This window comes from Saccharopolyspora sp. CA-218241, assembly GCF_050954615.1.
In the GTDB taxonomy this organism is placed as follows: Bacteria; Actinomycetota; Actinomycetes; order Mycobacteriales; family Pseudonocardiaceae; genus Saccharopolyspora; species Saccharopolyspora cebuensis.
Map to the genome: position 1 here is coordinate 260,658 of NZ_CP191860.1, position 26,832 is coordinate 287,489.

Sequence of the window (26,832 nt, forward strand, 5' to 3'; positions counted from 1 at the left end):
CGCTGGTGGCGCGTCGTGCTCCGGTGGCGTTCAGCCGTTCGGGCGTCGTCGCGGTGGCCGACCAGGGGCCAGGCTGGTGACCTGCGCGGCGGTCGGTCCGCCGCGGCGAGCGGAACGGCTGGGGGAGACGGTGATGGGTTCGGAGCCGACCACGTCCGGGGAGCGCACGCCCGGGACCCGGGGCACGGCGGTGCGCGACGTGGTCCACGACGTGGTCGTCGCGGTGGCGCCGGAGGAGCGGCCGGTCGTGCTCGGCCTGTCCCGGCTCGACGACGACGCGGTGGTGCGTCGGCTGCGGGACCAGCGCGGTCGCCGCGAGCCGCTGGGCTTCGGCCTCGGCGATCTCGTGGTGATGGTGACGCCGGTGGTGTGGCTGGTGCTGGACGAGGCGGCGCGGAAGGTCGTCGGGTCCGCTGTGGACGGTGCGGCCAAGGGGCTCGGTGCGGGTCTGCGGAAGGTCTTCCGCAAGCGCCCCGCCGCGGTGGAGGTCCCGCCGCTGACCCGCGAGCAGCTCGCCGAGGTGCGGCAGCGGGTGCTGGAGGCGGCCCGCCAGCGCGGGATGCCGGAGGAGCGCGCCATCGCGGTCGCCGACGCCGTGGTGGCCAGGCTGGCCCTGGAGTCCGACGAGGGCGACACCACCGCGGGCTGAGGTGGCTACCGGAATTCCGCCAGCACGTCGTTGAGCTGCTCGATGAGGGCGTTGCGGGTGTGCGTCGCCCGGGTGATCCGGTCCAGCCCGGCTCGCAGCGCGGCCTCGTCGCCGTGGTGGACCCACCGCAGGCAGTCCCGGCTGCCCGCCTCCGCCAGGCTGACGAAGGCCTCCCAGTGCGGGGCCATGGCCGGGTCGGGAGCGGGGAAGTAGGCCCGGCCCTCCCGGCCCGCGCGGTCGAACTCGGTGCACGCCGCCCGGATCCCGGAGTGCAACGCCGCGGCGTCCGGGGCGCGGAGCATCTCGGTCACCAAGGCGCGGAGCCCGTTGTGCGCGTCGCCGTAGCGCCCCATGACCTCCATCGCTCCGAGCGTGTACCAGGCGGTGGTCTGCGACGAGCGCATCTGGGCCGCCCGGAACGCCTCGCCGAGGTGCTCCGCGTCCGGCCGCTCCCGGACCGCGTCGGCCAGGAGGAATCCCGCCGTGACCGCGCTCAGCACGCCCGCGCAGATCAGGCGGGCGCTCCGGCGGCCCGGTCCGGCCGGTCGCGGGGGTGCGGCGCCGCGACCGCGGGCCCGGAGCACCGCGACGATCCCGGCGACCGCGATGGCGAGCAGCGCGCTGAGCACCAGGTCGACCGCCAGCTGGAACTGGAAGCCCTGCCACGCCGCGGCCGGGCGCCACTGGCAGCCGGGCGCGAGCGTGGCCAGCGGCGGGATGCAGCCGTCCGCCGCGGTGAGCACCCAGACCACCGCGAAGCCGGTCAGCACCGCGGTGTGCGCCGCGATGAGCGCGGCGATCAACCGGTGGCGGGGCACCGCGACGCTCGCGACGGTGGCCGCCAGCACCGCCCCCGCGAGCAGCGCGGTCGAGGTCCATGCCTGGTACAGCAGGGCGAAGGGCGTCCCGCGCTGGCCGATCGGGGGCGACCAGCCGTGCAGCACGGCCTTCGTCCCGACGATCCCGGCCCAGCAGAACACACCACCGAGCGCACCGGCCAGCAGCGGGCGCCGCAGCGGCGGACGGCTCGGCCCGGCCGGCCCGGTGGCCCAGATCCACAGCGGCACCGCCCACGCCGCCACGATCGCGAGGAGGGCGAGCGGGGTCGCCAGGACGGTGTTGGTCAGCGCCGAGACCACCACCGACGGGGCGACGATCCCGGCGTGGTCGCCGGTCTGGAGCGCCACCAGCGTGCCGCTGGACCACTCGCCCAGCAGGTTGCCCAGGTTGGCCAGGACGACACCGGAGTGCGCCCACCACCAGAACCAGGCGAACAGCCCCAGGCAGGCGGTGACCAGCACCGGCACGGCGCCGGTGCGCGCGTGCCCGGGCCGGGTGCTGAGCCACAGGTGCGTGGTCTGGTGCACCCACCACCCGAACACCGCTCCGGCGGCCACCAGGAGCAGCACGACGACGGGCTGGCCGGGCAGCCACCGGGTCGTCGCGATCCGGCTGACGAACAGCTCGCCGACGGCCATTCCGATCCCCAGCCACAGACCGGCGCGTGCGCCGGACGGGGCCGGGTGCCCGGTGCGCGCGGCGTGCAGCACGGCCCGCCGGATGCCGACGCCGACGACGCCGGTGATCAGCAGGGCCGGGGCCAGCGTCATCACGAGCCGCCCGAGCCAGGCCCCGGGGAGCTCCAGGGCCAGGTGCGCCCACAGGTTGCCGTTGATCAGCGTCGTGGCCGCTCCGGTCAGCAGCATCGGCAGCGCGGGCAGGGTGAACAGCGATGCGGGTTCGCCGAGCGCGGCCCTGCGCCGCTGCCAGCCGGGGTGGGTCGACCACAGCTCCGCGACCCGTGCCAGGACCCGGCGCGCGCCGGGCGGCGGCGCGGCGTCCCCGGCGCCGCCCCACCGCCGGGTGTCGGCGCCCCAGCGGGCGGCGGTGGCGTCGGCGTGCAGCTCCCGGGTTCGGAGCACGTCGGCCCGGGCCAGGTGCACCAGGGCGGTGAGGAACAGCGGGAGGACCGTGGCGCGCACCGCGGGCAGACCCACGTAGCGGGCCCCGTCCTGGCTGAGCGTGGTGGCGATGAGCACGAGGAACCCGGCCGCGTACGGGAGGAGCACGAGCCCGGTGAACACCCGCCACAAGGCCACGGTGGCGTAGGTGAGCGTGATGTCGCCGTTGCGGATGTGCGCCAGCTCGTGCAGCAGTACGCCCCGGAAGTCCTCCGGCGCCGTGGTCCGGCGGGCGAGCAGGCCGCCGTGCAGGCAGAGCGTCGGACGTCCGGTGCGGCCGAACACCACCGCACCGACCGACACCGCGGCGGGATCGACCACGACGCGCGGCAGCCGGGAGAGCCCGGCGAGCTCCGCGAACCGCTCCAGGTCGCGGCGGATCGCGCCGTCGTCGTCCACCTCGGCCAGCGGGACGAACCGCCCGCGCCGCGCCTTCCACGCGGGCAGGAGGAGGAACAGCGCGCCCGCGGCGATCGGCAGGGCGGCGAGCGCCGCCGGGGCGAGCCACGGCGGCGCGGGCGAGTGCCGGGCGGTGCACCGCTGATACGCCTGGCTGCGCAGCAGTTCGGGCGGTGGGTCCGCGTTCGGCACGTGCCCGCCCGCGAGGAGGCAGGCCCCGCCGTCGGAGAGCCCGGCGGCGACGAGGCCCATGCGCGCCATGAAGACGCTGCTCGCCAGGATGAGCACGGCCAGGAGTGCGAAGCGGGCGGTGGTGCCCGCGGTGGCGCTGCGGTCGTGGAGTCGTGTCCGTGGAACCGACTTGGTCATCTCGTCGCCCTAGCCGTGAACCGGGAGGTGGCGCCGACTTGCCCGGACGACCCCCATCGCGTCCGCGGACCGGAGCGACGAGCGCCCACCGCAGCACAGTTGACCAGCGAACGGTTCGCGGCGTCAATCCTGGTCGCGCCCGGTGGTGGCGGGCGGCGGAGGGCGACTGAACTCACGCCCGGCAGGACGGGGCGTCGAGAACGGCATTTCCGGCGACTAGGTTGGGAGCATGAGCGCAGCCCCGGTGGTCCTCGGCATCGATCTCGGCACCACGGCGACCAAGGTCGTGGCCGCGACCAGCGACGCGGAGGTGTTGCACCAGACCGAGCGACCGTACCCGCTGCGCACCGAGGAGACCGGGGAGGCGACGCAGGACGCCCGCGAGGTCCGCGATGCCGCGATCGACGCGCTGGCCGAGTGCGTGCGCTGGGCGGCCGAGCACGGCCACCCGGTCCGGGCGCTGTCGTTCAGCACCGCGATGCACACCCTGGTCGGGCTGGACGCCGGTGGCGCCCCGGTGACGCCCGCCTTCACCTGGGGCGACACCCGGGCGGCGGCGGTGGCGGCCCGGCTGCGCGCCGACGCGGGATCGCCCGCGCTGCACCGCGCCACCGGGACCCCGGTGCACACCCAGTCGGTGATGGTCAAGCTCGCGTGGCTGACCGCCGAGCGCGCCGACCTGACCTCCGGTGTGGCGCGCTGGTGCGCGCTCAAGGACTTCGTGGTGAGCGCGTTCGTCGACGAGTTCGTCACCGAGTACTCGCTGTCCTCCGGCAGCGGGCTGCAGGACATGCACGAGCTGGACTGGTACGCCCCGGCGCTGGAGGTCGCGGGCATCCGGGCCGACCAGTTGCCGCGCATCGCCGCGCCCACGGATTCGCTGCCGCTGAAGGCCGAGCTGGCCGACGCGGTGGGGCTGGCGGCGGGGCTGCCGGTGGTGCTGGGCGGCGGGGACGGCCCGCTGGCCAACCTCGGCGTCGGCGCGGTCCGCCCGGGGGTCGCCGCGCTGTCCCTGGGCACCAGCGGCGCGCTGCGGGTGACCCGCGAGCAGCCGGGCGTGGACGAGCGGTGCCGCACCTTCAGCTACGCGATCGGCGAGGGCCTGTGGGTGATCGGCGGGGCGGTGAGCAACGGCGGCGTGGTCGCGCAGTGGGCGTCGGAGGCGTTCGGGGTGGAGGTTCCCGAACTGCTCGACGAGGCGCTGGAGGTGGCGCCCGGGGCGGACGGCCTCATCGCGCTGCCGTACCTGCTGGGCGAGCGGGCGCCGTGGTGGGAGCCTGGCCTGACCGGCGCGTTCGTCGGACTCCGCCGCTCCCACGGCCGCGCCGAGCTGACCCGCGCGGTCGTCGAAGGCGTCGCCCAGCAGCTCGCGCTGGTCCGCGACGCCGTGATCGACTCCGGTGCACCGGTGCAGGCGGTGCGCGCCACCGGCGGCGGTTTCCGCAGCGCGCTCTGGGCCGACTCGATCGCTTCCGCGCTGGACATCGAGATCGAACTGGCCGAGGGCACCGGTGGCTCGGGGCTGGGCGCGGTGCTGCTCGGCTGGCGTTCCCTCGGTGAGATCGAGGACCTCCAGCACGCGGCGGACCTGGTCCAGCCCGACCGCACCGCCGCTCCCGATCCGCAGGCCGCGCTCCTGATGGCCAAGCGCCGTCCGCTCGTCGACCAGCTCCACAGCTTCCTCCGCGACCTGGCCTGACGGGGCGGCGGGACGCGCACGGGCCGACCGGGTTCGACGTGGGGCGCGGGCGGGGCCGCCCCGCGGCTCAGCTCGCCGCCCTGGCCCGGACGACCCGCGCGTAGCTCTTCGGCCCCCACTGCCGCCACTCGTTGTGGAAGTAGTCCATGCCCATGCCGGTCGCGGCGTGCACCGAGTCGGCATAGGCGTAGAACAAGGTGCGCTTGGCCGCCAGCAGGCCGGCGGGGAGGTTGGCGGGCCGTCCCGCGGTGGCGTAGGAGACCCAGAAGACCCGGTGGTGGGCCGTGGCCCCGGCGAGCAGTGCCGCCTGGGTGGTGGCGTAGTGGTCGAAGTGGTCTCCCGGGTTGGTCGACGCCACGTTGTCGGCCATGTTGAACCACTGCGGGGGACGCGGGTTCTGCGTCAGCTTCGCCAGTTCGTGGTTCATGATCGCCCGGAGCGTGCCCTGGACGTCCGCCCAGGAGTAGGTCGAGTCCGGGACGTTGCCGGTGACGTCGATGGCCTTCATCCGCCGATTCTTGTCGTTGCGCAGCCACACCAGGCTGACGTACCCGGTGCGCGCGAACCCCTGGCCCCGGAGGTTGCCGTCGGGCAGGCGCAGGAAGTAGCACGCCCACCGGGGGTGTCGTAGACGGTGACGTTCTTGTGGAACTTCTTCCGCACCGCGGTGGGGTACTGATCGGGCGCCTGGGCCCTGTTGTGCGCGGCGACCAGACCCGCCTCCCGCGCCTGCCACCAGGACGGCTGCCAGCCGTTGTCCCCGGCGGTGGTGACGATGTGCACCACCCGGGCGCCGGGCGTGTTCACGTCGGTCTGCAGGAACTCGCCGCGGAACAGCAGCGCGTCGTCCTGGTGCCCGGCGATGAAGAACGAGATCGAGGAAACCACTGCCCACCCCCGGCGAAGGCGAATCGGAAGGCACAGGATGTGGCGCTCGCACGCGCCGCCGGAAGCGTTCTGACGTCCGGCCCGTCGAAGGCGTGGCGCGTACCGACGACCGTGGTCACCCGTTCGGGAGGCCGGTCGGCGCCGCCACGGGACCACCGAGGCGGAGCGACGCCGGACGGGCCGCACCGCAGCGCGCTCGACCGCGGCCGCTCCCGAGCCGCACCGCCTCCCTCGCGTGCGGCCGAGGGGCGTCGGTGCGACGAACAGGCCGGACGTCCCGCTCCGGTGCCCGCAGCTCCGCGTCGCGAGGCGCGCTCTCCCCGCCTGGCCCGGCGAAGTCGCACCGGCGTGGTGGGCTCACCGGCGCGGCCGTCGCGGCCCGGTGGCCGGACCACCTCGGGCGGTGCGGGATCCGCCGCAGCCCAGTCCTCCGGTCGCTGACCTGGGCGGGAGCGCGTCACCCGACAAGGTGATCTTGGATGAGGGGCCTCTCACCTCGTGCTCACGAAGCGCTCACAGCCGTAGCGGAGAGTGCTCGGTGGCGTTGAAGTCGGCTCGGTCGCGCGGTGATCGACGGTTTCCCGGAGGATGTCATGAGTGCTCTGCGCACGGTCGCCCTGATCTCGGTTCTCGGCGGACTCGTCGCGACGGTGCTGCTGTGGTCGCACAGCCACCCGCACGAGATTTGGTCGGTGTGGTCCCTCGTCGACGTCGGTGCGCTCGTCCTGTCGCTGGTGGTCCTGCGGAAGGTGAACCGCCGGGTCAGCGCGGAACCTCCTTCGGTGCGCCTGGCTGCCGTCCTGGGACCGCCCAGGCGAACGCGGTGACCGGCGGCTGACGGGCGGCGCCGCCCCGGCGCCGGGACGCAGGCCCGCGTGCCGCTGAGGGCCGCAGGCGGGGATCCGGGGCGGGCACGCGGCGCCGCCGCGTGCCCGCCGGTGTCGGTCCGCCGGTGTCGGTCCGCCGGTGTCGGTCCGCCGGTGTCGGTCCGCCGGTGTCGGTCCGCCGGTGTCGGTCCGCCGGTGTCGGTCCGCCGGTGTCGGTCCGCCGGTGTCGGTCCGCCGGTGTCGGTCCGCCGGTGTCGCGAGGAGTGTCCGGCGGGGCGTCGAGCGCCGCGAGGCCGTGGTGGTGCTGGAGGGCACGAGGCGGTCGCCCGAGCTCGTGGCGGTTGCTCGGCGCGCCGGGGGCGGGCCGGAGGTCGTGCCCCGTGGGCGCGGCCCCGCCCGCCGAGCGCTACCCGTTGGGGTGGGCCGGAGCGGCGGGTCCGGGTGAGTTTCCGGCGCGGTCTGGACGTGCGTCCCGACGGCCTGGATGCTGGGGAGCGCTGGGGTGATCTGTGAGCGGCGGCTCGCCGGACGCGGTTGGGTTTTCTTGACTGATTCCAGTCTTGTCGTGGCATACTGGGGTCGTTATGGCTCAGACCCCCGAAACTCCAGCCGTCGACGCGGGCGATCCGCGGGAGCGGTTGCGTGCTGCCGGGCTTCGAGTCACCAAGCCGCGGATCGCGGTGCTGCGTTGGCTCTCCGGACATCCGCACTCGACCGCTGATCAGGTGGCCGGTGCGGTGCGCGAACAGCTCGGTTCGGTGTCCACGCAGGCCGTGTACGACGTGCTCAACGCATGCACCCACGTCGGGTTGCTGCGGCGGATCGAGCCGGCGGGGCATCCGGCTCGGTTCGAGACCAGAACTGCCGACAACCACCACCACCTCGTGTGCCGCAGGTGCGGCAAGGCCGAGGACGTCGATTGCGTCCGAGGCGCCGCGCCGTGCCTGGCGCCCAGCGACCTGGCCGGATACGCGGTGGACGAGGCGGAAGTCGTGTTCTGGGGCCTCTGCCCAGACTGTCGGGCCTCGGTCGCCGAGGAACCCAGCCACCACCATGAGGAGGGACGATCGTGACGTCGGCACGACCCACGACGACCAACGCCGGTATCCCGGTCGCCAGCGACGACCACTCGCTGACCGCGGGCAGCAACGGCCCCGTGCTGCTGCAGGACCACTACCTGATCGAGAAGAACGCGCAGTTCAACCGCGAGCGCGTGCCGGAGCGCGTGGTGCACGCCAAGGGTGGCGGCGCCTTCGGTTTCTTCGAGGTCACCGAGGACGTCAGCCAGTACACCAAGGCGGCCGTCTTCCAGCCGGGCACCAGGACCGAGACCCTGATCCGCTTCTCCTCGGTCGCGGGTGAGCTGGGGTCCCCCGACACCTGGCGCGACCCGCGCGGCACCGCGATCAAGTTCTACACCAGCGAGGGCAACTACGACCTCGTCGGCAACAACACGCCGGTGTTCTTCATCCGCGACGCGATCAAGTTCCCCGACTTCATCCGCTCGCAGAAGCGCCGGGCCGACAACCACCTGCGCGACCACGACATGCAGTGGGACTTCTGGACCCACTGCCCCGAGTCGGCGCACCAGGTGACCTGGCTGATGGGTGACCGCGGCCTCCCGCGGACCTGGCGGCACATGAACCTCTACGGTTCGCACACCTACCTGTGGACCAACGCCGCGGGCGAGAAGTTCTGGGTCAAGTACCACTTCAAGACCGACCAGGGCCACGAGTTCCTGACCGGCGAGGAGGGCGAGCGCCTGGCCGGAGTGGACGCGGACCACCACATCCGCGACCTGTTCAACACCATCAAGGCCGGCGACCACCCGAGCTGGGTCCTCTACGTCCAGGTCATGCCGTTCGAGGACGCCGCGGACTACCGGTTCAACCCGTTCGACCTGACGAAGGTGTGGCCGCACGGCGACTACCCGCTGATCAAGGTCGGCCGGTTCGTCCTGAACCGGAACCCGGAGAACTACTTCGCGCAGATCGAGCAGGCCGCGTTCGAGCCGTCGAACCTGGTTCCCGGCATCGGCACCTCCCCGGACAAGATGCTCCAGGGCCGGCTGTTCTCCTACCCGGACGCGCACCGCTACCGCATCGGCGCCAACTACATGGACCTGCCGGTCAACCGCCCGGTGTCGCCGGTGAACAGCTACTCCAAGGACGGAGCGATGCGCTACAGCTTCGGCCAGGACCCGGTGTACGCGCCGAACTCCTACGGCGGCCCGCACGCCGACAGCTCGTTCGCCGGTGATGACGCCGCCACCGGCATCGAGCAGGAGGTCCTGCGCTCGGCCTACGCCAAGCACTCCGAGGACGATGACTTCGGCCAGCCCGGCACGCTGGTCCGCGAGGTCTTCAGCGACGAGGAGCGCGCGCGGTTCATCGACAACGTCTCCGGCCACCTCTCCAACGGCGTGAGCGCGCCGGTCCTGGAGCGGGCGCTGGAGTACTGGCGCAACGTCGACAAGGACGCGGGCGACAAGATCGCCGAGAAGGTCCAGGGCTGACCTGAACCGCTGACCGGACCCGGGAGCCGCGTGCTCCCGGGTCCGATCGCTTTCCTGGCAGGATGGGGGAAGCGGACGACGAGCCGAGGAGGCGGCGATGGGGTTCCGGCTGCACAAGCGGTTCAAGCTCGGGCCGGTCTACATCAACACCCACAACGGGCGGATCACGTCGTGGGGCTTCAAGTTCTGGCGGATCTCGCGCAACATGACGCACCGCTCGACCACGATCGACACCCGGGGCCCGGCCACTACACCCACCACGACAAGCGCCGGTGAGCCCGGTGCCGCGCCACCTCGGGTCCGCGGCGGGAACAGCGGTCCCGGACGCGCCGGAGCGGTGCCGCTCGACCGGCCGCCATCGCTTCCGGGGCCGGAACCCGCACCACCGGTGCGGTGCCGTGGCGCGGCAGGTGTGCGGCCCGGCGGGCGCGGGTCGCGCGGGCGGTGCCCGCCGGGGGCGTTAGTCGGCGCGCAGGCCCGCGTCGTGGGCGAGGATGGCGGCTTGGACCCGGTTGGCGCAGTCGAGAGCGGTGAGGATGCGGCTGACGTGCGCCTTCGCGGTGCCCGTGCTGATGTGCAGCCGTTGCGCGATCTCCGCGTTCGACAGCCCGGTGGAGACCAGCCGGAGCACGTCGCGCTCGGCGTCGGTGAGCCGGTCGAGCCGGCGCCGGGCGGTGTCGGCCTGATCGTCACCGGAGAGGACGTGGCGTTCGATGAGCCTGCGGGTGATCTGCGGGGACAGGATCGATTCGCCGGTGGCGGCGACCCGCACGGCGTGGATCAGCTCGACGGGCCCGGTGTCCTTGAGCAGGAAGCCGACGGCTCCGGCCCGGAGCGCCTCGGCGAGGTTGTGGTCGTCGCCGAACGCGGTGAGCATGGCGACGCGGGTGCGCGGTGATTCCCGGGCGATGCCCGCGATGGCGCTGATGCCGTCGCCGCCGGGCATGTGGACGTCGAGCAGCGCCACGTCGACCTCGTGCTCGCGGCAGGCCCGCACCGCCGCGTGCCCGTCCGGCGCCTCGGCCACGACTTCGAGGTCGTCGGCGTTGTCCAGGATGAGGCGGATGCCGGTTCGCATGAGCGCCTCGTCGTCGGCGATGAGGGTCCGGATCACGGGGTCATTCTAAAGACCAGCATGAAGATCAACAGGATCATCGCGGTGACGACCGGCACCCCCGCCAGCAGCCCGAGGCATCCGGCGCCCAGCGCTCGGGGCAGCGTGAGCACCTCGGCGTCGAGCGGTTCGGGAACTTCCCGGCCCGCGGGAGGATGCCGAGCGCCGGTGGTCGCGGGCAATCCCGGATGCGCCGGCAGTTCGGCCGCGATCCGGAAGCCGCCCTCGGCGGTGGCACCAGCGGTGAACGCCCCGCGGAGCAGGGTGATCCGCTCCTCCAGGCCGACCAAGCCCTGACGCGTACCCGGTGCGCGGGGCCGGGCGCCCGGCGGCGGAGCGCTGGTCACGCGCACCTCGACGCGCCCGGCCTCGTAGCCGACCGCGACCTCGGTCCGCGAGTTCGGTGAGTGCTTGTGCGCGTTGGTCAGGCCTTCCCGCACCACGCGGTGCACGCCGTGGCGGATCCGGAGGTCCACGTCGTCGAGGTTCGCGCCCGACCACGTCAGCTCCACGTCCACGCCCGCCCGCCGGGACTCCGACACCAGCTCGGTGATGTCCTCCCGGGTACCGCTGCGCTCGCCGACGGCACCGGGTGGATCGCCCGTGGTGTCGCGGAGCACGCCCAGGACGTCGCGCAGCTCGCTCAGCGCGGTGCCCGCCGTGGTGCGCAGCAGCTCGGCTTGGCCGCTCACCCGGGGCGCTTCCTGGGCGGCGGTGAGCTCCAGCGCGCCCGCGTGCATCGAGATCAAGCTGAGCCGGTGCCCGAGCATGTCGTGCATCTCGGCGGCGAGGTGCGCGCGTTCGGCCATGCGCGCCTTCTCCGCGGTGAGCAGCCGCGACTGCTCCAGGTATTCGTTGCGCTCCCGCAGCACCCGGACCAGGGGGCGGCGCCGTCCGAACAGGGCGCCGGACAGCGCGGGGAGCAGCAGCAGGAGCGCGAGGCTGCCCGCATAACCGGCGATCGCCAGGCCGATCCCGTACGGCTCGGCGCGCGTGACGATCAGCATGAGCAGCAGATCCGCCGCGGCGGTCGCCGACACCACCGTCCACAGTCGCCACGCGGGGGCGATCCGCCGCGCCACCGCGAACGTGATGGCCGGCAGCGCGGCTTGGACCCAGACGTTGTGGAAGGCGAACACGGGTGCCGTGGCCAGCAGCGTCGCGCTCGGCCACCGCCGTCGGGCGGGTACCAGCAGCGCAGTCCAGCACGCGAGGGCCGCCGCCCCGACGAGTTGACCGGGCGAGAGCTCGGTCGCGGGCATCGGTACGAGTCCGAGGAGGAGCACCGCGAGGGTCAGCGCCAGTTCGGTGACCAGCACGCGGCGCGACGCCGACCGCACGGCACCGCGGACCTCCCGCGCCTCGCGGGCGACGAGACCGACGAGCGAAGCCATGTCGCGAACCTCCCTTCCGACTCGATGACGGCTCCATCGTCGCCGAGCGCCCGGCGTCACCACCACGGCCGATCGGCTCGAGCATCCTGGCCGATCGGCCAGGATGCCTGGCCGATCGGCCCATGCCCGGCAGGGCGGCGGTTCCTTAGTCTGGGAGCACGTCGGATGGAGCGGGCTCGGCCGCTGGAACGGTACCGCTCGGTCCGGTGTGGAAGGACAGCGCCGGTGAACGGCCCGGCAGCAGGTCCGGCAGCAGAATCGGGCAGAGGAAGGACGGACATGCGCACGGAATCGCATCCCATCACGGCCGACGCTTCAGGCGAGGCGACGACGCTGCTGGTCGAGGCGTTCAGGCAGGCGCTCCGCGCAGGACACCCCGCCGTCGGGACCGAGCACCTGCTCGCTGCGCTGCTCCGGGGCGATGCCGCGGCCAAGGAACTGCTGGTGCCCGGTGGGAGGGGCGCTGAGGAGTTGCTGGCGGTCGTGGCCAAGGACGCCGCGCGCTGGGGCAGCGAGGACGGGACCGACGACGTGGTGTTCGCCGACCACTTCGCGGTCGGCGCGCTGCTGCGCGAGGTGGAGTGGTCGGCGTGGCAGCGGAAGACCGACGTGGCGGGGGAGTCGCGTTCGGACGAACTGCGTCCACAGGCGACGTCGGCGCTCGTGGCGGCGATCGGCCGGGCGCTGCTGGGCGCGCACGAGCTCGGCGTCGCCCGGGCGGGCGCGACCCACCTGTTGCTGGGACTGCTCCACGACCCGGCCAACCGCGCCGGTGAGGCGCTGCGCGAACGGGGGCTGGACCCGGGCGGGATCCGCACCGGACTGACCGATCACCCCAGCGCGCGGCAGGACGGCCCTTGGCACGGGGACAGCGTGACCGGCCTGCGCCACCTCGGCATGCTCACCGAGCGGGGACCGTACTGGGGCGGCCTGGCCCGCTCCCTGTCCAGCGGGGGATTCGGGACACCGATGGTGCTCACCGTCCGCCGCGAAGCCATGCGCCAGGCCGTCCGGTTCGGACATCCGCAGGTGACCACGGCGCACCTGGTCCTGGCGATGCTGGTCGTCGACGAGCAGATCGCCACCTCCGGACAACGGCTCCGCAAGCGGTTCGCGGTGGACAACGCGGGCGCGGAACTGCTGCGCGACCGGGGCGTCGCGAGGGCCGCCGCGGCCGGCGCGGTCGCCGACCTGGCCCCGTCGGGCGAGCGGTCGCGGCCGACCGACCCGAGCTTGGCGAGCGGCGTCGAAGGCGTGCTGCACCGCGCGCGCGAAATCGCCTCCGAGCGCGGTGCCAAGGCCACCGGGACCAACCACCTGCTGATCGCGTTGCTGGCGGCTGACGACGACCCGGGGACCGCGCTGCTGTCGACGCTGGGCGTGGACGTCGGCGAACTCCGCGACGCCCTCGGATGCTGATCGATGCGCGGGGGGACCGGGTCAGGGGTTGACGAGGAGCTGCTCGCAGGTGCGCAGCACGGTGCGGACGGCATCGCGGTGGGCGCGGTCGTGCAGCGGGTTGACGAGCTGGTCGCGCCAGCGGTGGACGGCGGCCAAGGCATCGTCGGCGACATCCTGGTCGGAGGAGTGCGCGTCGCGGCCGAGCCGGCTGCGGCGGTCCGGCCCGGCGGTGCCCAGCAGCCGCTTGGCCTCGGCCTGCAACGGACGGGGGAACCGGACCTGGCCGGAGTCCAATGCGGACAGAAGCCGGAGCTCGTCCCAGTCGTGGGCGTTGGCCATCAGCCGTTCGAACTCCCCGCGCAACTGCTTGGAACCGGGACGCGGGTTGGCCCGCAGCACCATGTCGACCCCGAGGAGCGCGCTGCGGGCGCGCAGTGCCTCCTGCCGCTCGACGAACTGCCGGTGCACCGCTTCCTGCAGCGCGGTGAGGCCGCTCTGCTCCAGCAGCTCGGTCCGCAGCCGACCGGGTTCGCGCACCCCACCGCGCAGCGCCGCCAGCGCCCGCTCGACGCCGAAGCTGCCGAACCGGCCCAGCAGCGCGGCGCGGGTCCCGGCGGGCACCGATTCCGGTGCGGTGCTGCGGGTGAACCGGTCGGTGGACAGCAGCAGCGCCTCCTGGTCGGCCTCGCTCAGCGTGGCCAGCCGGGCGAGAGCGGTGAACTCCTCGTCGGTCATGGTCGCCGCGGCCTGGCCGAGCAGGCCCACGACCGGGATGACGTGCTGGGTGAAGGACCGCACGGTCGGGTCGGCGCGGTAGCGGTCGGCGATCCGCTCGGCGGTGCCCAGGGCCTCCGCGCCGCTGCCCGCCTCGTCCGCGCGCGAAAAGGCGATGATGGTGTTGATCGGCGCCCGGCGGGCGATCTGCAGTTCGTGGATGGACTGCAGGAACTGCACGTCGGTCTGGTGCGGGTGCCGCGTCAGGTAGAGCACCGCGTCGGCTTCGGAGAGCACTTGGGCCAGCGCCGAGCGACCGGTCTCACGCACCGCCGCCGACGCGACGCCCGGGGTCTCGATCAGCGAGATGGCCTGGAGGCCGGGCGTCGGCGACTCCACCACCAACCGGGCGACCTCGTCCGGCCGCCAGTGCTGGAGATCGCGCACGGTCGCGGCGTCCACAGTGGAGACCGGCGCGTTCTGCACGGTGCCGTGCGGGGTGTGCACCAGCACCTTCGGCTCCGGCCCGTACCGGTAGAGGGTGGGCACCTGGGTGCGCTCGGCGGCGTCGGCGGGGGCCAGCTCGGTGCCGACCAGCGCGTTGATCAGCGTCGACTTGCCCGCCTTGACCTGGCCGCTGACCGCGATCCGCAGCGGTTGGTCCAGCCGCTCCAGCCGCTCCCGCAGCCACGTCGCGGTGCGCGGCACGTCGCGGTAGAACGTGGTGGTGCGGGCCAGCAGGGCACGGGCGCGCTCCAGCAGGGATTCGGCGCTCATGCCGCGGTGATCCGGTTCTGGGTGAGCATCTGGGCACGGCGGCGCAGCGCGTTGAGATCCTCCAGCTTCTGCTTGATCTCCCGGGCGCGCTGGTCGCGGTCCACCGCGCTGCGCTCGGCGGTGCGCTTGATCTCCTGGATGGTCAGGCTGATCTCCTGCTGCGCGTGCTCGGTGAGCTGGTTGAAGTGCGCGTGCAGCGCGCGGTGCACGCCGCGGATGGTGTCCTTGGCGTCCTTGTTCACCTGGAACACCACCTGCTCGACGTACCGCTGCGCGGCGCTGCGGGTCTCGGTCTGCCTACGCCGCAACCGCATGTCCTTCTCCTCCTTGAGGCTCTTGCTGCCCAGCAGCACACCGGCGGCGATGGACACCACGTTCATCACGGGCAGCCCGGCCAGCGTGGTGATCAGCCCGAACATCAGGACGCCGCCGTAGGAGCCGCGCAGCCCGGTGAGGACCTGGTCGAAGCGGGGAAACTCCGAATGCTTGGGCAGCTTCGGGTGCGGCACGTCGTCCAGCGGATCGGGCTGGCGGATGCGCTCCAGCTCGGGCAGCACGTGGGCGTGGTCGCGCTGGAGCTGGTCGGCGACCTGCTCGGCGAGCCGGGCGCTGCGGTCCTCCAGCCAGTCGTAGGTCTCGCTGATCGCGTCGGTGAGCCGGTCGGCCAGCCACGAGTTGAACTCGTCCCAGACCTCGAGCGGATCGGCTTCCTCGAACGCCTCGTTGACCTGGTGCAGCACCGCCCAGGTGCGCTCCCGGAAGTCGAACTCGATGTCGGTGAACAGCTCCGAGATGCCGTCGTTGAGGGTCTTCTGCCAGCGGTTCGAGATCCGCTTGAGGTCCTCGGCGCGGCGCTGCGCGGTTTCCAGCTCCACGAGGGTCTGGGCCGCGGTGCGCGGGTTCTGGGCGGCCAGCTCGGCGCGCAGGTCGGTGGTGATCTGGTTCAGCGCCTCGGACACGTTGTGCGCGACGAGCCGCCGGGTGAGTTGCTCGTGCTTGCCCGCCATCTCGCTCTTGAGGTATTCGAGCAGCGGCGGGAAGCCCGATTCGGCGTTGAGGTCGGTACTGCGGGCCTGCATCGCGCGCATCCGCACCGCGGAGGACACCGGGAAGATCTTGGCCGAGACGCCCGCTCCGGTCAGGTGCTTGCGGTTGACCTCCATCACCTGCCGCCAGTGCGGGGTGCGGTCGATCTTGGGCTGCACCAGCGCGACGTTCGGGCACAGCGCGGTGACCTGCTTGAGGAACGCCAGCTCGTTGGTGGTGAGCTCCTGGGTCGCGTCGGAGACCATGAGCAACGCGTCGGCTTCGGCGACCACGGCGAGCGTGGTGGCGGTCAGGGAGGTGGAGACCCCGCCGACGCCGGGGGTGTCCATCAGGGCCAGCCCGCCCTGGAGCACCGCCCGGGGGATGCCGACCTCACCGCGGGTGACCGGCCGCCCGGCGTCGACGGCCTGCCGGACCTGCTCCCGGACCTCCTCGACGGGCACCGGCACCCGCTCCAGCGCGGCCGGACCGTGCGCGGGTTCGTGCTCGACTAGCAGCGCGCTCGGTTCGTCGGCGTGCCGCACGAGGGTCGGCACCGCGCCGCTGCCGCCGTCGCCCTCGGGGCACACCGGGGCGTTGACGATCGCGTTGACCAGCGCGCTCTTGCCCTGCTGCGGTTCACCGACGACCAGCACCAGGTGGGTCGGGTCCAGGACGCGGGTGCGGATCTGCCGCAGGCGTCCGTGCAGATCAGCGCGCTGCTGCTCGGCGCATTCGGCAGTAGCGCGATCGATCAGTTCCACTAGCGACGTCTCGATCACGCCGGTCATTGTGGCGTGCTGCGGTGCACGGAGGAACCCGAAGGGGTGAACTCACATCGGCACTCTGCGCACTCCGTGCGGAAACCCCGAATTCGGAAGGCCGAAATGCCGGAATTCGCGCGGGGTGCGCGAATTCCGGCATTCTCGTGGAGCGCTTCGCTCAGAGCAGGCCGTCCAGCGGCAGCGCGGAGGTGGCGGTGCCGGCCACGTCCTCGATCGCACCACCGGCGACGTCACCGACGACCGGCAGCTCCTCGGGGGCGGGCAGCGCCTCGGTGGCGTGGTCCAGCGGCAGGGCCTCGGTGGCCTCGCCCACGACCGGCAGGTCGCCCGCGATGTCGTCGACCGGCAGCGAGCTGGTCACGTCGTCGACCGGCAGCGCCTCGACGGTCTCGGTCACCGGCGCGGCGATGTCGTCGACCGGCAGGCTCGAGGCGGTCTCGGCGACCGGGGCGGCCACGTCACCGACGACGGGCAGGTCGCCCGCGACGCCACCGGCGACACCGGCCACGTCGTCGACGGGCAGGCCGCCGGCCAGGCCACCGACGTTGCCGACCAGGTCGTCGACCGGCAGGTCACCCGCGACGCCACCGGCGACACCGGCCACGTCGTCGACCGGCAGGCCGCCGGCCACGTCACCGACGAGGGGCAGGCCACCGGCCACGCCACCGGCGATGCCGGTCACGTCGCCGCCCGCGACCACGTTGCCCGCGCCACCGACCAGGTCGGCGCCGGTGTCGACGGTGTTGTCGACGGTGTTGGTGACGTTCTCGACCGAGCCGTAGGCCAGGTCGCCCGCGACGTTGACCGAGCCGAAGGTCAGGTCACCGACGAGGTTGGTGGTGTCGCCCACCACACCGGTCACGGGGCCGACGGTGTCGCCCACCACGTTGCCCACGGTGTTGCCCACGACGGCGACGTTGCCGATGTTGTTGCCGCTGAGCACGTCGTGGACGTTGACCAGGTTGTGCGAGTCGGTCTGCTCGACCTCGATGTTGGTGTTGATGTCGCCACCCTGCGGGGCCGGGGTGGACGGCAGCTGCGCGTCGACGTCGCCGTCCTGGTTGAAGTTCGGGGCGCTGTTGTTCAGCATGATCGGTTCTTCCTGCTCGTCGAGTGGATGGACCGGGTGGAGCTGGTTGATCGCGACGTGCTGCGTGCTGCTGGCCGCGAACTTCTCAACGCTGCTCTGAACCGACCGGTCGTACTCCGAGACCACGTCCACCGGTGCGTAGTCGAGCACCAGCGATGTGGCCTGCAGCACGTCCGTCGGGCTCATGTCCCCGAATCCGGCCTGATTCAGCACGCCGTGCGGATCAGCATCGAAGGCCGACCGCGCCGCGGGGTCGCCGACGAGTCGCGTGAGGAACTCGTGCAGCGTCGGCTGGTCGCCCCCGACGGCGGACTCGGGCCCGGGGGTGGAGGTGGGCTCGGCTGGACCTGGAGCGGGATGAGAGTTCACCGCGCTGGGCCTCCCGTTGCTCGACGGACTCGGCGGGTGTCGACCGACGTGTACCGGCCTCACTTCCGATGATCACGGTAGGGCGCTGCGGCCCCCATGCCATCGGGCACGACTCCTAGTTAGAACTTTCACTATTAGGGGATCAGGCTAGTGCCCCGTTAGGGGCTGCGTTGAGGTGTCCCGAACCGCTGTGTAATCAGATCCGCGTTAAATTGTGTCGACTCTGCACCACCGGTGGACCCCTCAGTGGTGGTGCAGTGGGGTGACGCGAAAGGAAGGCATGCCTTACGTCCTCGGCATCCACCTCGGCGCCACGGCGACCACCGCCGCCGTCGTCCGGCGCGAGGGCAGCCGGTGGGCCGCCGCGGTCCCGGCGCCGCTGGGCCCCGGTGCACCCGGGGTGCCGACCGTGCTGTGCCGCGTCCAGGACGGCTCCTTCGTGGCCGGTGAGGACGCGCGCCAGCAGGAGCTGGGCTACCCCGCCTGGACCGTGCGGGGATTCACCCGGCGGGTCGGTGACGACCTGCCGATGCTGGTCGGCAACGACTTCGTCAGCGCGCAGCGGCTGATCGCGGTGCTGGTCGAATGGGTCGCCGACGCCGTGGCGCACCGCCAGGGCCACCCGCCCGAGCACATCGCCATCGCGCACAGCCCGTCGTGGGGTCCGCACCGCTCGTTGCTGGTCCACCAGGAACTCACCCGCCTCGGGATCGGCGAGGTGACGATGGTGCCCGAACCCGTCGCGGTCGCCCTGGACTACGCGAGCAAGCAGACCGTCGAGGAGCACAGCGCGCTGGTCGTCGGCACCGTCGGCGGCAGCGGTTTCGACGCCACGGTGCTGCGCCGCCGCGCCCCCGCCTTCGAGGTCGTCGGCCCGCCGCTGGAGACCGACCACCCCGGTGGGCAGGACCTCGACGACGCGGTGTTCGACCTGGTGCGCGAGGAGCTCGCCGGGGAGCTGGCCGGTGTCGACCCGGCCGACCCGCGGGGCCGCGCGCTGCTCGCCCAGGTCCGGCAGGAGTGCGTCCGGGCCAAGGAGGCCCTGTCCCACCAGCCCGGGCACCTGCTGCGGCTGGACCTGCCGGGCGGCCGGACCGAGTTCGCGCTGTCGCGCTCCCGGTTCGAGAAGCTGGTCCGGCCGCACCTGGAGCGGGTGCCCGAGCTGCTGCTCCAAGCCGTCCAGTCGGCGTCGCTGGCCGCCGACGACCTCGACGCCGTGGTGCTGGCCGGTGGCACCGCGCGGGTCCCGCTGCTGCGGCGGCTGGTCGCCGAGCGGCTCGAACGCACGCCGGAGGTCGACGTGGTGCCGGAAATGGCCGCCGCCTCCGGGGCCGCGCGCGCCGCCGTGCAAGTGCTGTCCACCGACCGCGACCAGGCCGCCGCGGGGGAGACCAGCGTGCTGGTGCGGATCGAGGGGTCGGACGAGCAGGACTCCGGACCCGAGCGCGAACTCCCCGCCGCCCCGAGACCCCCGGTGGAGGTGGCACCGCTGCCGATCGAACCGCCCGACGAGGAGCGGGCGCGCCGGATCAAGATCATCAAGCTGGTGGTGGCGGCGCTGCTGATCGCGCTCGGCGTCGTGCTGACCATCATCAACCCCGGCGACCCGCTCGGCGGGGTGTTCGGCGCCCTCCGGTCGTGACGACGAACTCGGGAGTTTCGATGCCCCAGCGAACCGCTTCCGCCGCGGACCTGACCGCCGCCGGGCTGCTCGCCGCGATCAGCGCCGACCCCGGCGCCCCCCTGCGCGCCGGGGTCCTCGGGCCCGGCGGCTACGGCAAGACCGCGCTGCTCGACCGGATCGCCCGGACCTACCGCGGCGCCGGGGTCCCGGTGTCGGCCGAGGACGGCGACGGGGCGGTGCTGGTCGACGACGCGCACCGGCTCGACGACGCCGCCCTGGACCGGCTGCGGGAGCTGGCCCGCCGTCCCGGCGCGCGGCTGGTCGTCACCTACCGGCCGGGTCCGCGTCCGGCCGCGCTGACCGCGCTGCTCGACGAACTCGGCGCTCCGGTGCTGCTCACCGCGCTCGGTCGGGAGGAGATCGGCGCTCGGGCGCGCGGCACCTTCGACGACGCGGTGCCCGAAGCCTGGGTCGAGTGGACCCGGCGCATCACCGGCGGAGTGCCGCGGTTGGTGTCCCGGCTGCTCGCGGCGCAGGCCCCGGGCCCGCCGCGCACCGAGGTGCCCGCCCGCGCGCTGGACCAGTTCCTGCCCGACTTCGAGCAGCTCGGCGAGCCGGGCCGGGACTGCCTCACCGCGCTGGCCACCGGCGCCGCCGCGCACCCGGACCTGCTCGCCGGTGTGCTCGACCTGGACCCGGGCACGGCGGTCGCGGCGCTGGCCGCCATCCGCGCGGCCGGGCTGGTCGACGCCGACGACGCCCTGGTGCCGGTGGTGCGCCCGGCGGCGCTGCGGCTCACCCCGTGGGAACGCCGGTTGCAGGTGGTGCGCAGGCTCGTGGAGGTGCAGCGGGCGCGCGGCGGGCCGGTGCTCGGCCTGGTCGCGCCGCTGCTCGGCGCCGAGGTCGCGCTGCTGCCGGAGGCGACGCTGGCGGCGGCCTTCGAGCAGGCCGCGGAGGAGGCGCTGCGCGACGCCCCGCACCTGGCGGGTCGGCTGCTGGACGCGGCCGTCTCGGCGGGCACCCCGGCGGCCGCGCTGACCGCGCGCCAGGCCCGCGCGGCGGCCGTGGCCGGGCAGCTCGACGAGGCGCTGCGGCTGGCCGACCAGGTGCTCGTCGACGAGGACGCCACCGACCGGGTGCTCGGGGTGCGGGTCGCGGTCAGCGTGCTGGCCCACCGGGGACTGCCCGCGCGCTCGGCGGAGCTGTGCCGGTGGTCCGCCGAGCACCTGCGCTGGCCGGGCGACCGCGCCTACGCCGCGGTCGGGTTGCTCGGCGTCGGACGGCTCGACGAGGCCCGGGAGCTGCTGGGCTCCGCGCCCGACCCCGGCCCGCCGACCTCGCTGTCCGGGGCGGCGGCGCAGTTGGCCGAGGGCGTGCGGGAGTCGGTCTCCGGCACGGCCACCGCCGCGATGTCGGCGCTGGTGCGGGCGGCTTCGCTGGCCGAGCCGATCGGGCGGGAGGTGCCGGTGCCGGAGACCCCGGCGGCCGTCGCGGCCCAGGTCGGGCTGCACTGCGGCGAGCTCGACCTGGCCCGCGCCACGCTGCGCCGGGCCGTCGACGCCGGGGCGGGCGGCGCGCTGCTGCACACCCGGCACCGGCTGCTCGCGGCCTGGCTGTCGCTGGTGGAGGGCGACACGGTCACCGCCCGGACCCAGCTCGCCACCGCCACCGAGGGCCGCACCGAGCCCGCCGCCCGCGACCGGCTGCTGGCCACCGCCGTCGAGATCGGCATCGCCAACCGGGACAACGACGTGGCGGCGCTGACCGCCGCGCGCGGTCCCGCCCGCCAGGCCGTCGCCGAGCACCCGGTGGACCTGTTCGCGCTGCTGCCGCTCGGCGAGTTCGTCGTCGCCGCTGCCCGGCTGCGCGACCAGGAGTGGATCGCGCCGTACCTCGCGGAGGCCCGCGCGCTGCTCGACCGGCTCGGCAACCCGCCGCTGTGGAGCGCGCCGCTGATCTGGCGCTGCCTCCAGGCGGCCGTGGTGCAGGAGGAGCACGACCGGGCCGCCCGGCACGCCGCCGAGCTCGCCGCGTTCGCGCACCACAACCCGCTGGCCGCCGCGCTGGCCGAGGCCGCGGGCACCTGGCTGCGGGTGCTCGGCGGTCGGGTCGACCGGGACGAGGCCGAACGCTCCGCGCGGGGCCTGCACGCCGCCGGGTACGCCTGGGACGGCGCCCGGCTCGCCGGGCAGGCCGCGATCCGCACCACCGATCGCCGCGCCATGACGGCGCTGCTGGAGTGCGCCCGCGCGTTGCAGGGCAAGCCGCCGCGCCCGAGGACGATGCGCGGCGGCGAGGAGCCGCTCAGCGAGCGCGAGAAGGAGGTCGCCGAGCTGGTGATCGCGGGGCTGACCTACAAGCAGGTCGGCAAGCGCCTGTTCATCTCGGCGAAGACCGTGGAGCACCACGTCAGCCGGATGAAGAACCGGCTCGGTTGCGCCAGCCGGGAGGAATTGCTCACCCGGCTCCGCGAACTCGTCGGCTGATCCACCCGTCCCGGTGAACTATCCCAGGTGAGGGCACCTTCATCCGGCTATGTCGGATGAAGGTGCCCCTCATGTCACGTTCGGGTGAGGCCTTGCACAATGCGGCGAAGCCGCATGCGGTGAGGTACGCAACCCGCACCGCGGAGGTTCCGCTACCGGCACCGTCCCGCACACCACCGCGAAAGCGGTTCTTGCTCGGGCAAGGGTGCCCCTCACTCATGCCACGTTCGGGTCAGCGGAGGGCGAGTCCGGCGCGGAGGGCGCCCGCGATCTCGAAGAGGGCCTCCCGGAAGCGCCCGCCGACGGCGCCGAGGCTGGCGAAGCCGTGGATCAGGTCCGGGAACCGGCGGGTGACCACGGGCACCCCGGCGCCGGCGAGCCGCTCGGCGTAGGCCTCGCCCTCGTCGCGCAGCGGGTCGAACCCGGCGGTGACCACGTGGGCCGGGGGCGCGGCGCTGACGTCCTCGGCGAGCAGCACCGACAGCCGCGGGTCGCCGCGCTCGTCCACCGACGGCGCGTACTGGCCCATGAACCAGTCCATGTCACCGTCGGTGAGCAGGAACCCGTTGCCGAACAGCTCGCGGGAGGGGCGCCGGGTGGTGGCGTCGACCGCCGGGTAGATCAGCAGCTGGAACGACGGGCGGGGGAGCCCGCCGGTCGCGGCGTGCACGGCGACCGACGCGGCGAGGTTGCCGCCCGCGCTGTCGCCGCCGACGGCGATCCGCTCCCGGCTGCTGCCGAGCTCCTCGGCGTGCTCCACGGCGAACCGGTAGGCGTGCAGGGCGTCGTCGTAGGCCGCCGGGAACGGGAACTCGGGCGCCAGCCGGTACTCCACCGACAGCACCCGCACCCCGGCGTGCCGGGCCAGGAACCGGCACAGGTCGTCGTGGGTGTCGAGGTCGCCGATCACCCAGCCGCCGCCGTGGTAGAAGACCAGCAGGTCACCGGGCTCGGTCAGCTCGCGCGGCCGGTAGACGCGGGCGTTGAGCGCGCCGTGCGGTCCCGGGATGCTGCGGTCGGCGACGACCACGCCGGGCACCCGGGCGGAGCCGAACAGGCCGCTGCCCCGCCGCATCGCCGCCCGGGCGACCTCGGCGTTGCCCGCCGACAGGCCGTGCTGCCCGCCGAGCTGCTGCAGCTTGAGCAGCAGTTGCGCCTCCAGCGCGAGCCGCTGGCCGTCCACGGTGATGGGCGACCCCGCGAGCAGGCGTTTGGCCGGCCCGGGCAGGGCGAACAGGCCGCGCGCGACGGCCGTCTCGACCTTGGGCTGCACGAGTTCGACGAACGTGGGCATCGGCATCCTCCGCGGCTGCTGAACAGGGGCTGCGCCGAGGTTACCCGCAGGTAGGTGTGGTGGGTGACACCCGTTCACTTTTTGCCCTCGACCTAACTCGAAGTCGTAGCGTGGGTTGGTCGCGCTCTGCCGCGGAGCGCCCCGAGATGGAAGGATCGACACATGACGGTGACCGTGGTGGGGATCGGCGGCTCGGTCCGCGCCGGTTCCCAGTCCGAACGCGCCCTGCACACCGCGCTGGCCGGAGCGCGCGAGGCGGGGGCCGAGGTCCACGCGATCACCGGCGACAGCCTGGTCCTGCCCTTCTACGACCCGCACCTGCCCGAGCGCACCGGCAACGCCACCGCGCTCGTCGAGGCGCTGCGCCGCGCCGACGGCGTGATCCTGTCCTCGCCCGGCTACCACGGGACCATCTCGGGGCTGATCAAGAACGCCCTGGACTACGTCGAGGACCTGCGCCAGGACGACGCGCCCTACCTGGACGGGCGGGCCGTGGGCTGCATCGGCCTCGCGCACGGCTGGCAGGCCACCGTCACCACGTTGCAGGCGCTGCGGTCGGTGGTGCACGCGCTGCGCGGCTGGCCGACCCCGCTCGGCGGCGCGGTCAACTCCGCCGAGACCCGGTTCGACTCCGACGGCGGGACCAGCGACGAGAAGGCCGACGCCGTGCTGCGCACCATCGGCCGCCAGGTCGTCGACTTCGCCGCCGCCCGCCAGGGCTGACGGGCGTTTTCGGAGGCGGCCGGCACGGGTAACCCGGGACGAGCACCCTGCTGGGCAGGACTGCTCATCTACGAGGGAGGTTTGCCCGCAATGGCCCAGAAGACCGCACAGAAGGCGCCGATCACCGGCGCGCTGAACGATTCGGACCGCGACATCACCGGCAAGACCTTGCAGGGCACGTTGGTGGACCTGATCGATCTGCACCTCGTAGCCAAGCAGGCGCACTGGAACGTCGTCGGGAAGTTCTTCCGCGACGTCCACCTCCAGCTCGACGAGCTGGTGTCCACCGCCCGGGGTTTCGCCGATGACGTCGCCGAACGCTGCGCGGCCATAGGGGTGTCCCCGGACGGGACCGCCGCGAAGGTCGCGGAGAGCTCCAACGTGCCCAAGTTCGAGCTCGGCTGGCGCAGCGACCGCGACGTGATCGAGGCCGTGGTGAACTCGCTGGCCGCGGTGATCCACCCGCTGCGCATCCGGATCGGCGAGACCGACAAGACCGACCTGGTCACCCAGGACCTGCTCATCGGCATCGCGCAGGAACTGGAGAAGTCGCACTGGATGTGGCAGGCCCAGCTCGCGGCGGACTGACGCGGGTGAGGGGCACTCCGCCGGAGTGCCCCTCACCACCCGCTCAGAGGGAGTTCGGGAACTCTGCAAGCGACGGCAGCCGCTTGGCCCACGTACGCAGTCGGCACGGCCGCAAGGCGAGTTCCCAGTCAGGTGCTCAATTGCGGGCGCGCTCGTACTGCTTGGGCCAGAGCGACTCGCCGCGCAGCCGGTCCGCCGCGTGCATCGGCCAGTGCGGGTCGCGCAGCAGCTCGCGGCCCAGCAGCACCGCGTCCGCCGACCCGGAAGCCACGATCTCCTCCGCCTGCTCCGGCGAGGTGATCAAGCCGACCGCACCGGTGGCCACCCCCGCCTCGGCGCGGATCTTCCGGGCGAACGGGGTCTGGTAGCCGGAGCGCACCGGGATCGAGGCCTTCGGCGTGGCCCCGCCGGTCGAGGCGTCGACGAGGTCCACCCCGCGCTCGGCGAGCAGCTTCGCCAGCGCGACCGAGTCGTCCCCGGTCCAGCCGCCCTCGACCCAGTCGGTCGCGGAGATCCGGGTCAGCAGCGGACCGTGCCACACCGCGCGCACCGCCTCGACGATCTCCAGCAGCAGCCGGGTGCGGCCCTCGAAGTCGCCGCCGTAGCGGTCGGTGCGGTCGTTGGTCAGCGGCGAGTAGAACTGGTGCGCCAGGTAGCCGTGCGCGAAGTGCAGCTCCACGACCTCGAACCCGGCCGCCTCGGCGCGACCCGCGGCCTCGGCGAACCGCTGCGGCAGCGCGGCCACCTCGTCCTCGGTGAGCGCGCGGGGCGCGGCCAGGTCGCCGAACGCGGCGTCGGTCGAGCTCACCGTCTGCCAGCCGCCCTCGTCGGCGGACACGGACCGGTCGCCCTCCCACGGCGCCGAGGTGGACGCCTTGCGACCCGCGTGCGCGAGCTGCACGCCCGGGGTGGCGCCCTGCGCCCGCACGAAGTCGGTGATCCGGCGCCACGCCGCGACCTGCTCGTCGTTCCACAGCCCGGTGTCGGCCGGGCTGATGCGTCCCTCCGGCACGACGGCGGTCGCCTCGGCGATCACCAGGCCGGCGCCACCGGTGGCGAACTGGCCGAGGTGCACCAGGTGCCAGTCGTTGGGCGCCCCGTCGACCGCGGAGTACTGGCACATCGGCGACACCCACGCCCGGTTGCGGATTTCGGTGTCCCGGATCTTGATCGGTTCGAAAAGATGGCTCACGTCCACCGACCAACGCGGTCCCGGCCACGCTGATTCCGACTCGTCGGTCATCTCACAACACCTGCGAGGCGGGGAGCCTTCCGGTCACCGGCGCCCCCGCCCCGGGAGTCGGCCCCTACTACGATGGGTCGACGATCGCAGGGGACTGTCGCGGTTCGGAGCGGCGGCGACCCGCAGCGGAATGCCGGAGGCACGCATGACCAGGACGTCGAGGCTGCGTCCGGGGGGTCGGGCCGAGAGCGGTGGCAGCCTCACCGAAGCGGTCATGGACCACGTGCGCACCTCCGTCATCGACGGCAGCATGCGCCCGGGGGAGTGGTACAGCGCCTACCAGCTCGCCGAGGAGCTCGGCATCTCCCGGTCGCCCGTGCGCGAGGGGCTGCTGCGGCTCGAGGAGGCGGGGCTCGTCGAGTTCGTCCGCAGGCGCGGTTTCCGCATCGTTCCCACCACGCCGGAAGACGTCGCGGAGATCTTCTCCATCCGCATCGCCCTCGAGGTGCCCGCCGCCGAGCGCGCGGCGCGCGCGAACGCCCCGGGCTGGGCCCAGGAGGCCGCCGCACTGCGCGCGGCGATGGTCGCCGCCGCGGAACGGGACGAGCAGCAGCTGTTCTTCGAGATCGACCAGCAGCTGCACGCGCTCATCCTCGATGCCGGGGCCATGCCCCGCAGCAGGCGCCTCATCGACCAGCTGCGCACGTCGACGCGGCTGCTCGGCGCCTCCACGGCTGGGGACAAGCGCGGCTATTCCGACATCATCGAGGAACACGACCCCGTCGTGTCGGCGATCCGCGACGGATCCGCTGCCGCGGCGGGTGCGGCCATGCGCGTTCACCTCGTCACCACCGGCGTGCTGCTCGTGGCGCAGGCGCTCGAACGGGCCGGCCGCGACGAGGACCCCGGTGTGCTCTGGGACCGGCTCACCGCTGGGTTCGCCGGCTGATCAGGAGC

General features: G+C 73.5%; 21 protein-coding genes. 11 read left to right on the forward strand and 10 right to left on the reverse strand.

The annotated features are described in order from the left end of the window. Positions 1–133 precede the first annotated feature (133 nt). Positions 134–649: a hypothetical protein gene (locus tag ACQP0T_RS01450; protein ID WP_433870938.1), complete on the forward strand. Its 516-nt coding sequence runs from the start codon at positions 134–136 to the stop codon at positions 647–649. A 5-nt stretch (positions 650–654) separates the two neighbouring features. Here ACQP0T_RS01450 and ACQP0T_RS01455 read toward each other — a convergent pair whose 3' ends face one another. Further along, positions 655–3,378, reverse strand: a complete 2,724-nt coding sequence (locus ACQP0T_RS01455) for a M48 family metalloprotease (RefSeq protein ID WP_433870939.1) — start codon at positions 3,376–3,378, stop codon at positions 655–657. A 229-nt stretch (positions 3,379–3,607) separates the two neighbouring features. Between ACQP0T_RS01455 and ACQP0T_RS01460 the strand changes: the two genes are divergently transcribed. Continuing rightward, a complete protein-coding gene (locus ACQP0T_RS01460; RefSeq protein ID WP_433870940.1) occupies positions 3,608–5,077 on the forward strand; it encodes a gluconokinase in 1,470 nt (489 codons plus the stop codon). A gap of 67 nt (positions 5,078–5,144) precedes the next feature. Here ACQP0T_RS01460 and ACQP0T_RS01465 read toward each other — a convergent pair whose 3' ends face one another. Further along, entirely contained in the window at positions 5,145–5,585 is a 441-nt protein-coding gene (locus ACQP0T_RS01465; protein WP_433870941.1) for a hypothetical protein, read from the reverse strand. Then, on the reverse strand, positions 5,582–5,965 hold the full coding sequence (locus ACQP0T_RS01470) for a hypothetical protein (protein WP_433870942.1): 384 nt from the start codon (positions 5,963–5,965) through the stop codon (positions 5,582–5,584). Before ACQP0T_RS01470 ends, ACQP0T_RS01465 begins: the two co-directional genes overlap by 4 nt. Before the next feature lie 593 nt (positions 5,966–6,558). On the opposite strand from ACQP0T_RS01470, the gene ACQP0T_RS01475 reads away from it, so the two are divergent. The 3 genes from ACQP0T_RS01475 to ACQP0T_RS01485 all read left to right on the forward strand — a co-directional run bounded on the left by ACQP0T_RS01475 (position 6,559) and on the right by ACQP0T_RS01485 (position 9,307). Next, positions 6,559–6,792: a hypothetical protein gene (locus ACQP0T_RS01475; protein ID WP_433870943.1), complete on the forward strand. Its 234-nt coding sequence runs from the start codon at positions 6,559–6,561 to the stop codon at positions 6,790–6,792. A 584-nt stretch (positions 6,793–7,376) separates the two neighbouring features. Continuing rightward, positions 7,377–7,865 carry a Fur family transcriptional regulator gene (locus tag ACQP0T_RS01480; RefSeq protein WP_345359278.1) on the forward strand — a complete coding sequence of 163 codons (489 nt, stop codon included), beginning with the start codon at positions 7,377–7,379 and terminating at the stop codon, positions 7,863–7,865. Continuing rightward, on the forward strand, positions 7,862–9,307 hold the full coding sequence (locus ACQP0T_RS01485; RefSeq protein WP_345359275.1) for a catalase: 1,446 nt from the start codon (positions 7,862–7,864) through the stop codon (positions 9,305–9,307). The genes ACQP0T_RS01480 and ACQP0T_RS01485 overlap by 4 nt, the downstream gene beginning before the upstream one ends. Before the next feature lie 460 nt (positions 9,308–9,767). On the opposite strand, the gene ACQP0T_RS01490 is transcribed toward ACQP0T_RS01485, so the two are convergent. Together ACQP0T_RS01490 and ACQP0T_RS01495 are read right to left on the reverse strand one after the other, a co-directional pair. Then, complete coding sequence (locus ACQP0T_RS01490; RefSeq protein ID WP_433870944.1) at positions 9,768–10,421, reverse strand: response regulator; 654 nt, start codon at positions 10,419–10,421, stop codon at positions 9,768–9,770. Beyond that, entirely contained in the window at positions 10,418–11,815 is a 1,398-nt protein-coding gene (locus ACQP0T_RS01495; protein WP_433870945.1) for a sensor histidine kinase, read from the reverse strand. The genes ACQP0T_RS01490 and ACQP0T_RS01495 overlap by 4 nt, the downstream gene beginning before the upstream one ends. A 279-nt stretch (positions 11,816–12,094) precedes the next feature. Here ACQP0T_RS01495 and ACQP0T_RS01500 point away from each other — a divergent pair, with 279 nt between their 5' ends. Further along, positions 12,095–13,234 (forward strand): Clp protease N-terminal domain-containing protein, encoded by a 1,140-nt coding sequence (locus tag ACQP0T_RS01500; RefSeq protein ID WP_433870946.1) that lies wholly within the window; start codon positions 12,095–12,097, stop codon positions 13,232–13,234. A gap of 21 nt (positions 13,235–13,255) precedes the next feature. On the opposite strand, the gene ACQP0T_RS01505 is transcribed toward ACQP0T_RS01500, so the two are convergent. The 3 genes from ACQP0T_RS01505 to ACQP0T_RS01515 form a co-directional block, all read right to left on the reverse strand. Continuing rightward, the gene (locus tag ACQP0T_RS01505; protein WP_433870947.1) at positions 13,256–14,707 is read right to left on the reverse strand and encodes a dynamin family protein; all 1,452 of its coding nucleotides are present in this window, start codon (positions 14,705–14,707) and stop codon (positions 13,256–13,258) included. Further along, positions 14,704–16,515, reverse strand: coding sequence for a dynamin family protein (locus tag ACQP0T_RS01510; protein WP_433870948.1), 1,812 nt, complete (start codon positions 16,513–16,515; stop codon positions 14,704–14,706). The genes ACQP0T_RS01505 and ACQP0T_RS01510 overlap by 4 nt, the downstream gene beginning before the upstream one ends. Before the next feature lie 160 nt (positions 16,516–16,675). Further along, positions 16,676–17,977 (reverse strand): IniB N-terminal domain-containing protein, encoded by a 1,302-nt coding sequence (locus ACQP0T_RS01515; protein ID WP_433870949.1) that lies wholly within the window; start codon positions 17,975–17,977, stop codon positions 16,676–16,678. Between the two features lie 280 nt (positions 17,978–18,257). On the opposite strand from ACQP0T_RS01515, the gene ACQP0T_RS01520 reads away from it, so the two are divergent. Beyond that, positions 18,258–19,619 carry an Hsp70 family protein gene (locus tag ACQP0T_RS01520; protein WP_433870950.1) on the forward strand — a complete coding sequence of 454 codons (1,362 nt, stop codon included), beginning with the start codon at positions 18,258–18,260 and terminating at the stop codon, positions 19,617–19,619. 20 nt (positions 19,620–19,639) lie between these two features. Further along, positions 19,640–22,087 (forward strand): LuxR C-terminal-related transcriptional regulator, encoded by a 2,448-nt coding sequence (locus ACQP0T_RS01525; protein WP_433870951.1) that lies wholly within the window; start codon positions 19,640–19,642, stop codon positions 22,085–22,087. 232 nt (positions 22,088–22,319) lie between these two features. Here ACQP0T_RS01525 and ACQP0T_RS01530 read toward each other — a convergent pair whose 3' ends face one another. Further along, complete coding sequence (locus ACQP0T_RS01530; RefSeq protein ID WP_433870952.1) at positions 22,320–23,381, reverse strand: alpha/beta hydrolase; 1,062 nt, start codon at positions 23,379–23,381, stop codon at positions 22,320–22,322. A gap of 162 nt (positions 23,382–23,543) precedes the next feature. Here ACQP0T_RS01530 and ACQP0T_RS01535 point away from each other — a divergent pair, with 162 nt between their 5' ends. Then, on the forward strand, positions 23,544–24,104 hold the full coding sequence (locus ACQP0T_RS01535; protein WP_433870953.1) for an NADPH-dependent FMN reductase: 561 nt from the start codon (positions 23,544–23,546) through the stop codon (positions 24,102–24,104). Positions 24,105–24,194: 90 nt separating this feature from the next. Beyond that, positions 24,195–24,692: a Dps family protein gene (locus tag ACQP0T_RS01540; protein ID WP_345359242.1), complete on the forward strand. Its 498-nt coding sequence runs from the start codon at positions 24,195–24,197 to the stop codon at positions 24,690–24,692. Positions 24,693–24,828: 136 nt separating this feature from the next. On the opposite strand, the gene ACQP0T_RS01545 is transcribed toward ACQP0T_RS01540, so the two are convergent. Continuing rightward, complete coding sequence (locus tag ACQP0T_RS01545; RefSeq protein WP_433870954.1) at positions 24,829–25,935, reverse strand: NADH:flavin oxidoreductase/NADH oxidase; 1,107 nt, start codon at positions 25,933–25,935, stop codon at positions 24,829–24,831. Positions 25,936–26,080: 145 nt separating this feature from the next. Between ACQP0T_RS01545 and ACQP0T_RS01550 the strand changes: the two genes are divergently transcribed. Beyond that, positions 26,081–26,824 carry a GntR family transcriptional regulator gene (locus tag ACQP0T_RS01550; protein ID WP_433870955.1) on the forward strand — a complete coding sequence of 248 codons (744 nt, stop codon included), beginning with the start codon at positions 26,081–26,083 and terminating at the stop codon, positions 26,822–26,824. The last annotated feature ends 8 nt before the right edge of the window (positions 26,825–26,832 follow it).

Excerpts from the sequence above, each read along its gene's own strand:
- ACQP0T_RS01450 (WP_433870938.1), top strand. The coding sequence starts at position 134 with ATGGGTTCGGAGCCGACCACGTCCGGGGAGCGCACGCCCGGGACCCGG.
- ACQP0T_RS01455 (WP_433870939.1), bottom strand. The coding sequence starts at position 3,378 with ATGACCAAGTCGGTTCCACGGACACGACTCCACGACCGCAGCGCCACC.
- ACQP0T_RS01460 (WP_433870940.1), top strand. The coding sequence starts at position 3,608 with ATGAGCGCAGCCCCGGTGGTCCTCGGCATCGATCTCGGCACCACGGCG.
- ACQP0T_RS01465 (WP_433870941.1), bottom strand. The coding sequence starts at position 5,585 with ATGAAGGCCATCGACGTCACCGGCAACGTCCCGGACTCGACCTACTCC.
- ACQP0T_RS01475 (WP_433870943.1), top strand. The coding sequence starts at position 6,559 with ATGAGTGCTCTGCGCACGGTCGCCCTGATCTCGGTTCTCGGCGGACTC.
- ACQP0T_RS01480 (WP_345359278.1), top strand. The coding sequence starts at position 7,377 with ATGGCTCAGACCCCCGAAACTCCAGCCGTCGACGCGGGCGATCCGCGG.
- ACQP0T_RS01495 (WP_433870945.1), bottom strand. The coding sequence starts at position 11,815 with ATGGCTTCGCTCGTCGGTCTCGTCGCCCGCGAGGCGCGGGAGGTCCGC.
- ACQP0T_RS01500 (WP_433870946.1), top strand. The coding sequence starts at position 12,095 with ATGCGCACGGAATCGCATCCCATCACGGCCGACGCTTCAGGCGAGGCG.
- ACQP0T_RS01505 (WP_433870947.1), bottom strand. The coding sequence starts at position 14,707 with ATGAGCGCCGAATCCCTGCTGGAGCGCGCCCGTGCCCTGCTGGCCCGC.
- ACQP0T_RS01520 (WP_433870950.1), top strand. The coding sequence starts at position 18,258 with ATGCCTTACGTCCTCGGCATCCACCTCGGCGCCACGGCGACCACCGCC.
- ACQP0T_RS01525 (WP_433870951.1), top strand. The coding sequence starts at position 19,640 with ATGCCCCAGCGAACCGCTTCCGCCGCGGACCTGACCGCCGCCGGGCTG.
- ACQP0T_RS01530 (WP_433870952.1), bottom strand. The coding sequence starts at position 23,381 with ATGCCCACGTTCGTCGAACTCGTGCAGCCCAAGGTCGAGACGGCCGTC.
- ACQP0T_RS01535 (WP_433870953.1), top strand. The coding sequence starts at position 23,544 with ATGACGGTGACCGTGGTGGGGATCGGCGGCTCGGTCCGCGCCGGTTCC.
- ACQP0T_RS01540 (WP_345359242.1), top strand. The coding sequence starts at position 24,195 with ATGGCCCAGAAGACCGCACAGAAGGCGCCGATCACCGGCGCGCTGAAC.
- ACQP0T_RS01545 (WP_433870954.1), bottom strand. The coding sequence starts at position 25,935 with ATGACCGACGAGTCGGAATCAGCGTGGCCGGGACCGCGTTGGTCGGTG.
- ACQP0T_RS01550 (WP_433870955.1), top strand. The coding sequence starts at position 26,081 with ATGACCAGGACGTCGAGGCTGCGTCCGGGGGGTCGGGCCGAGAGCGGT.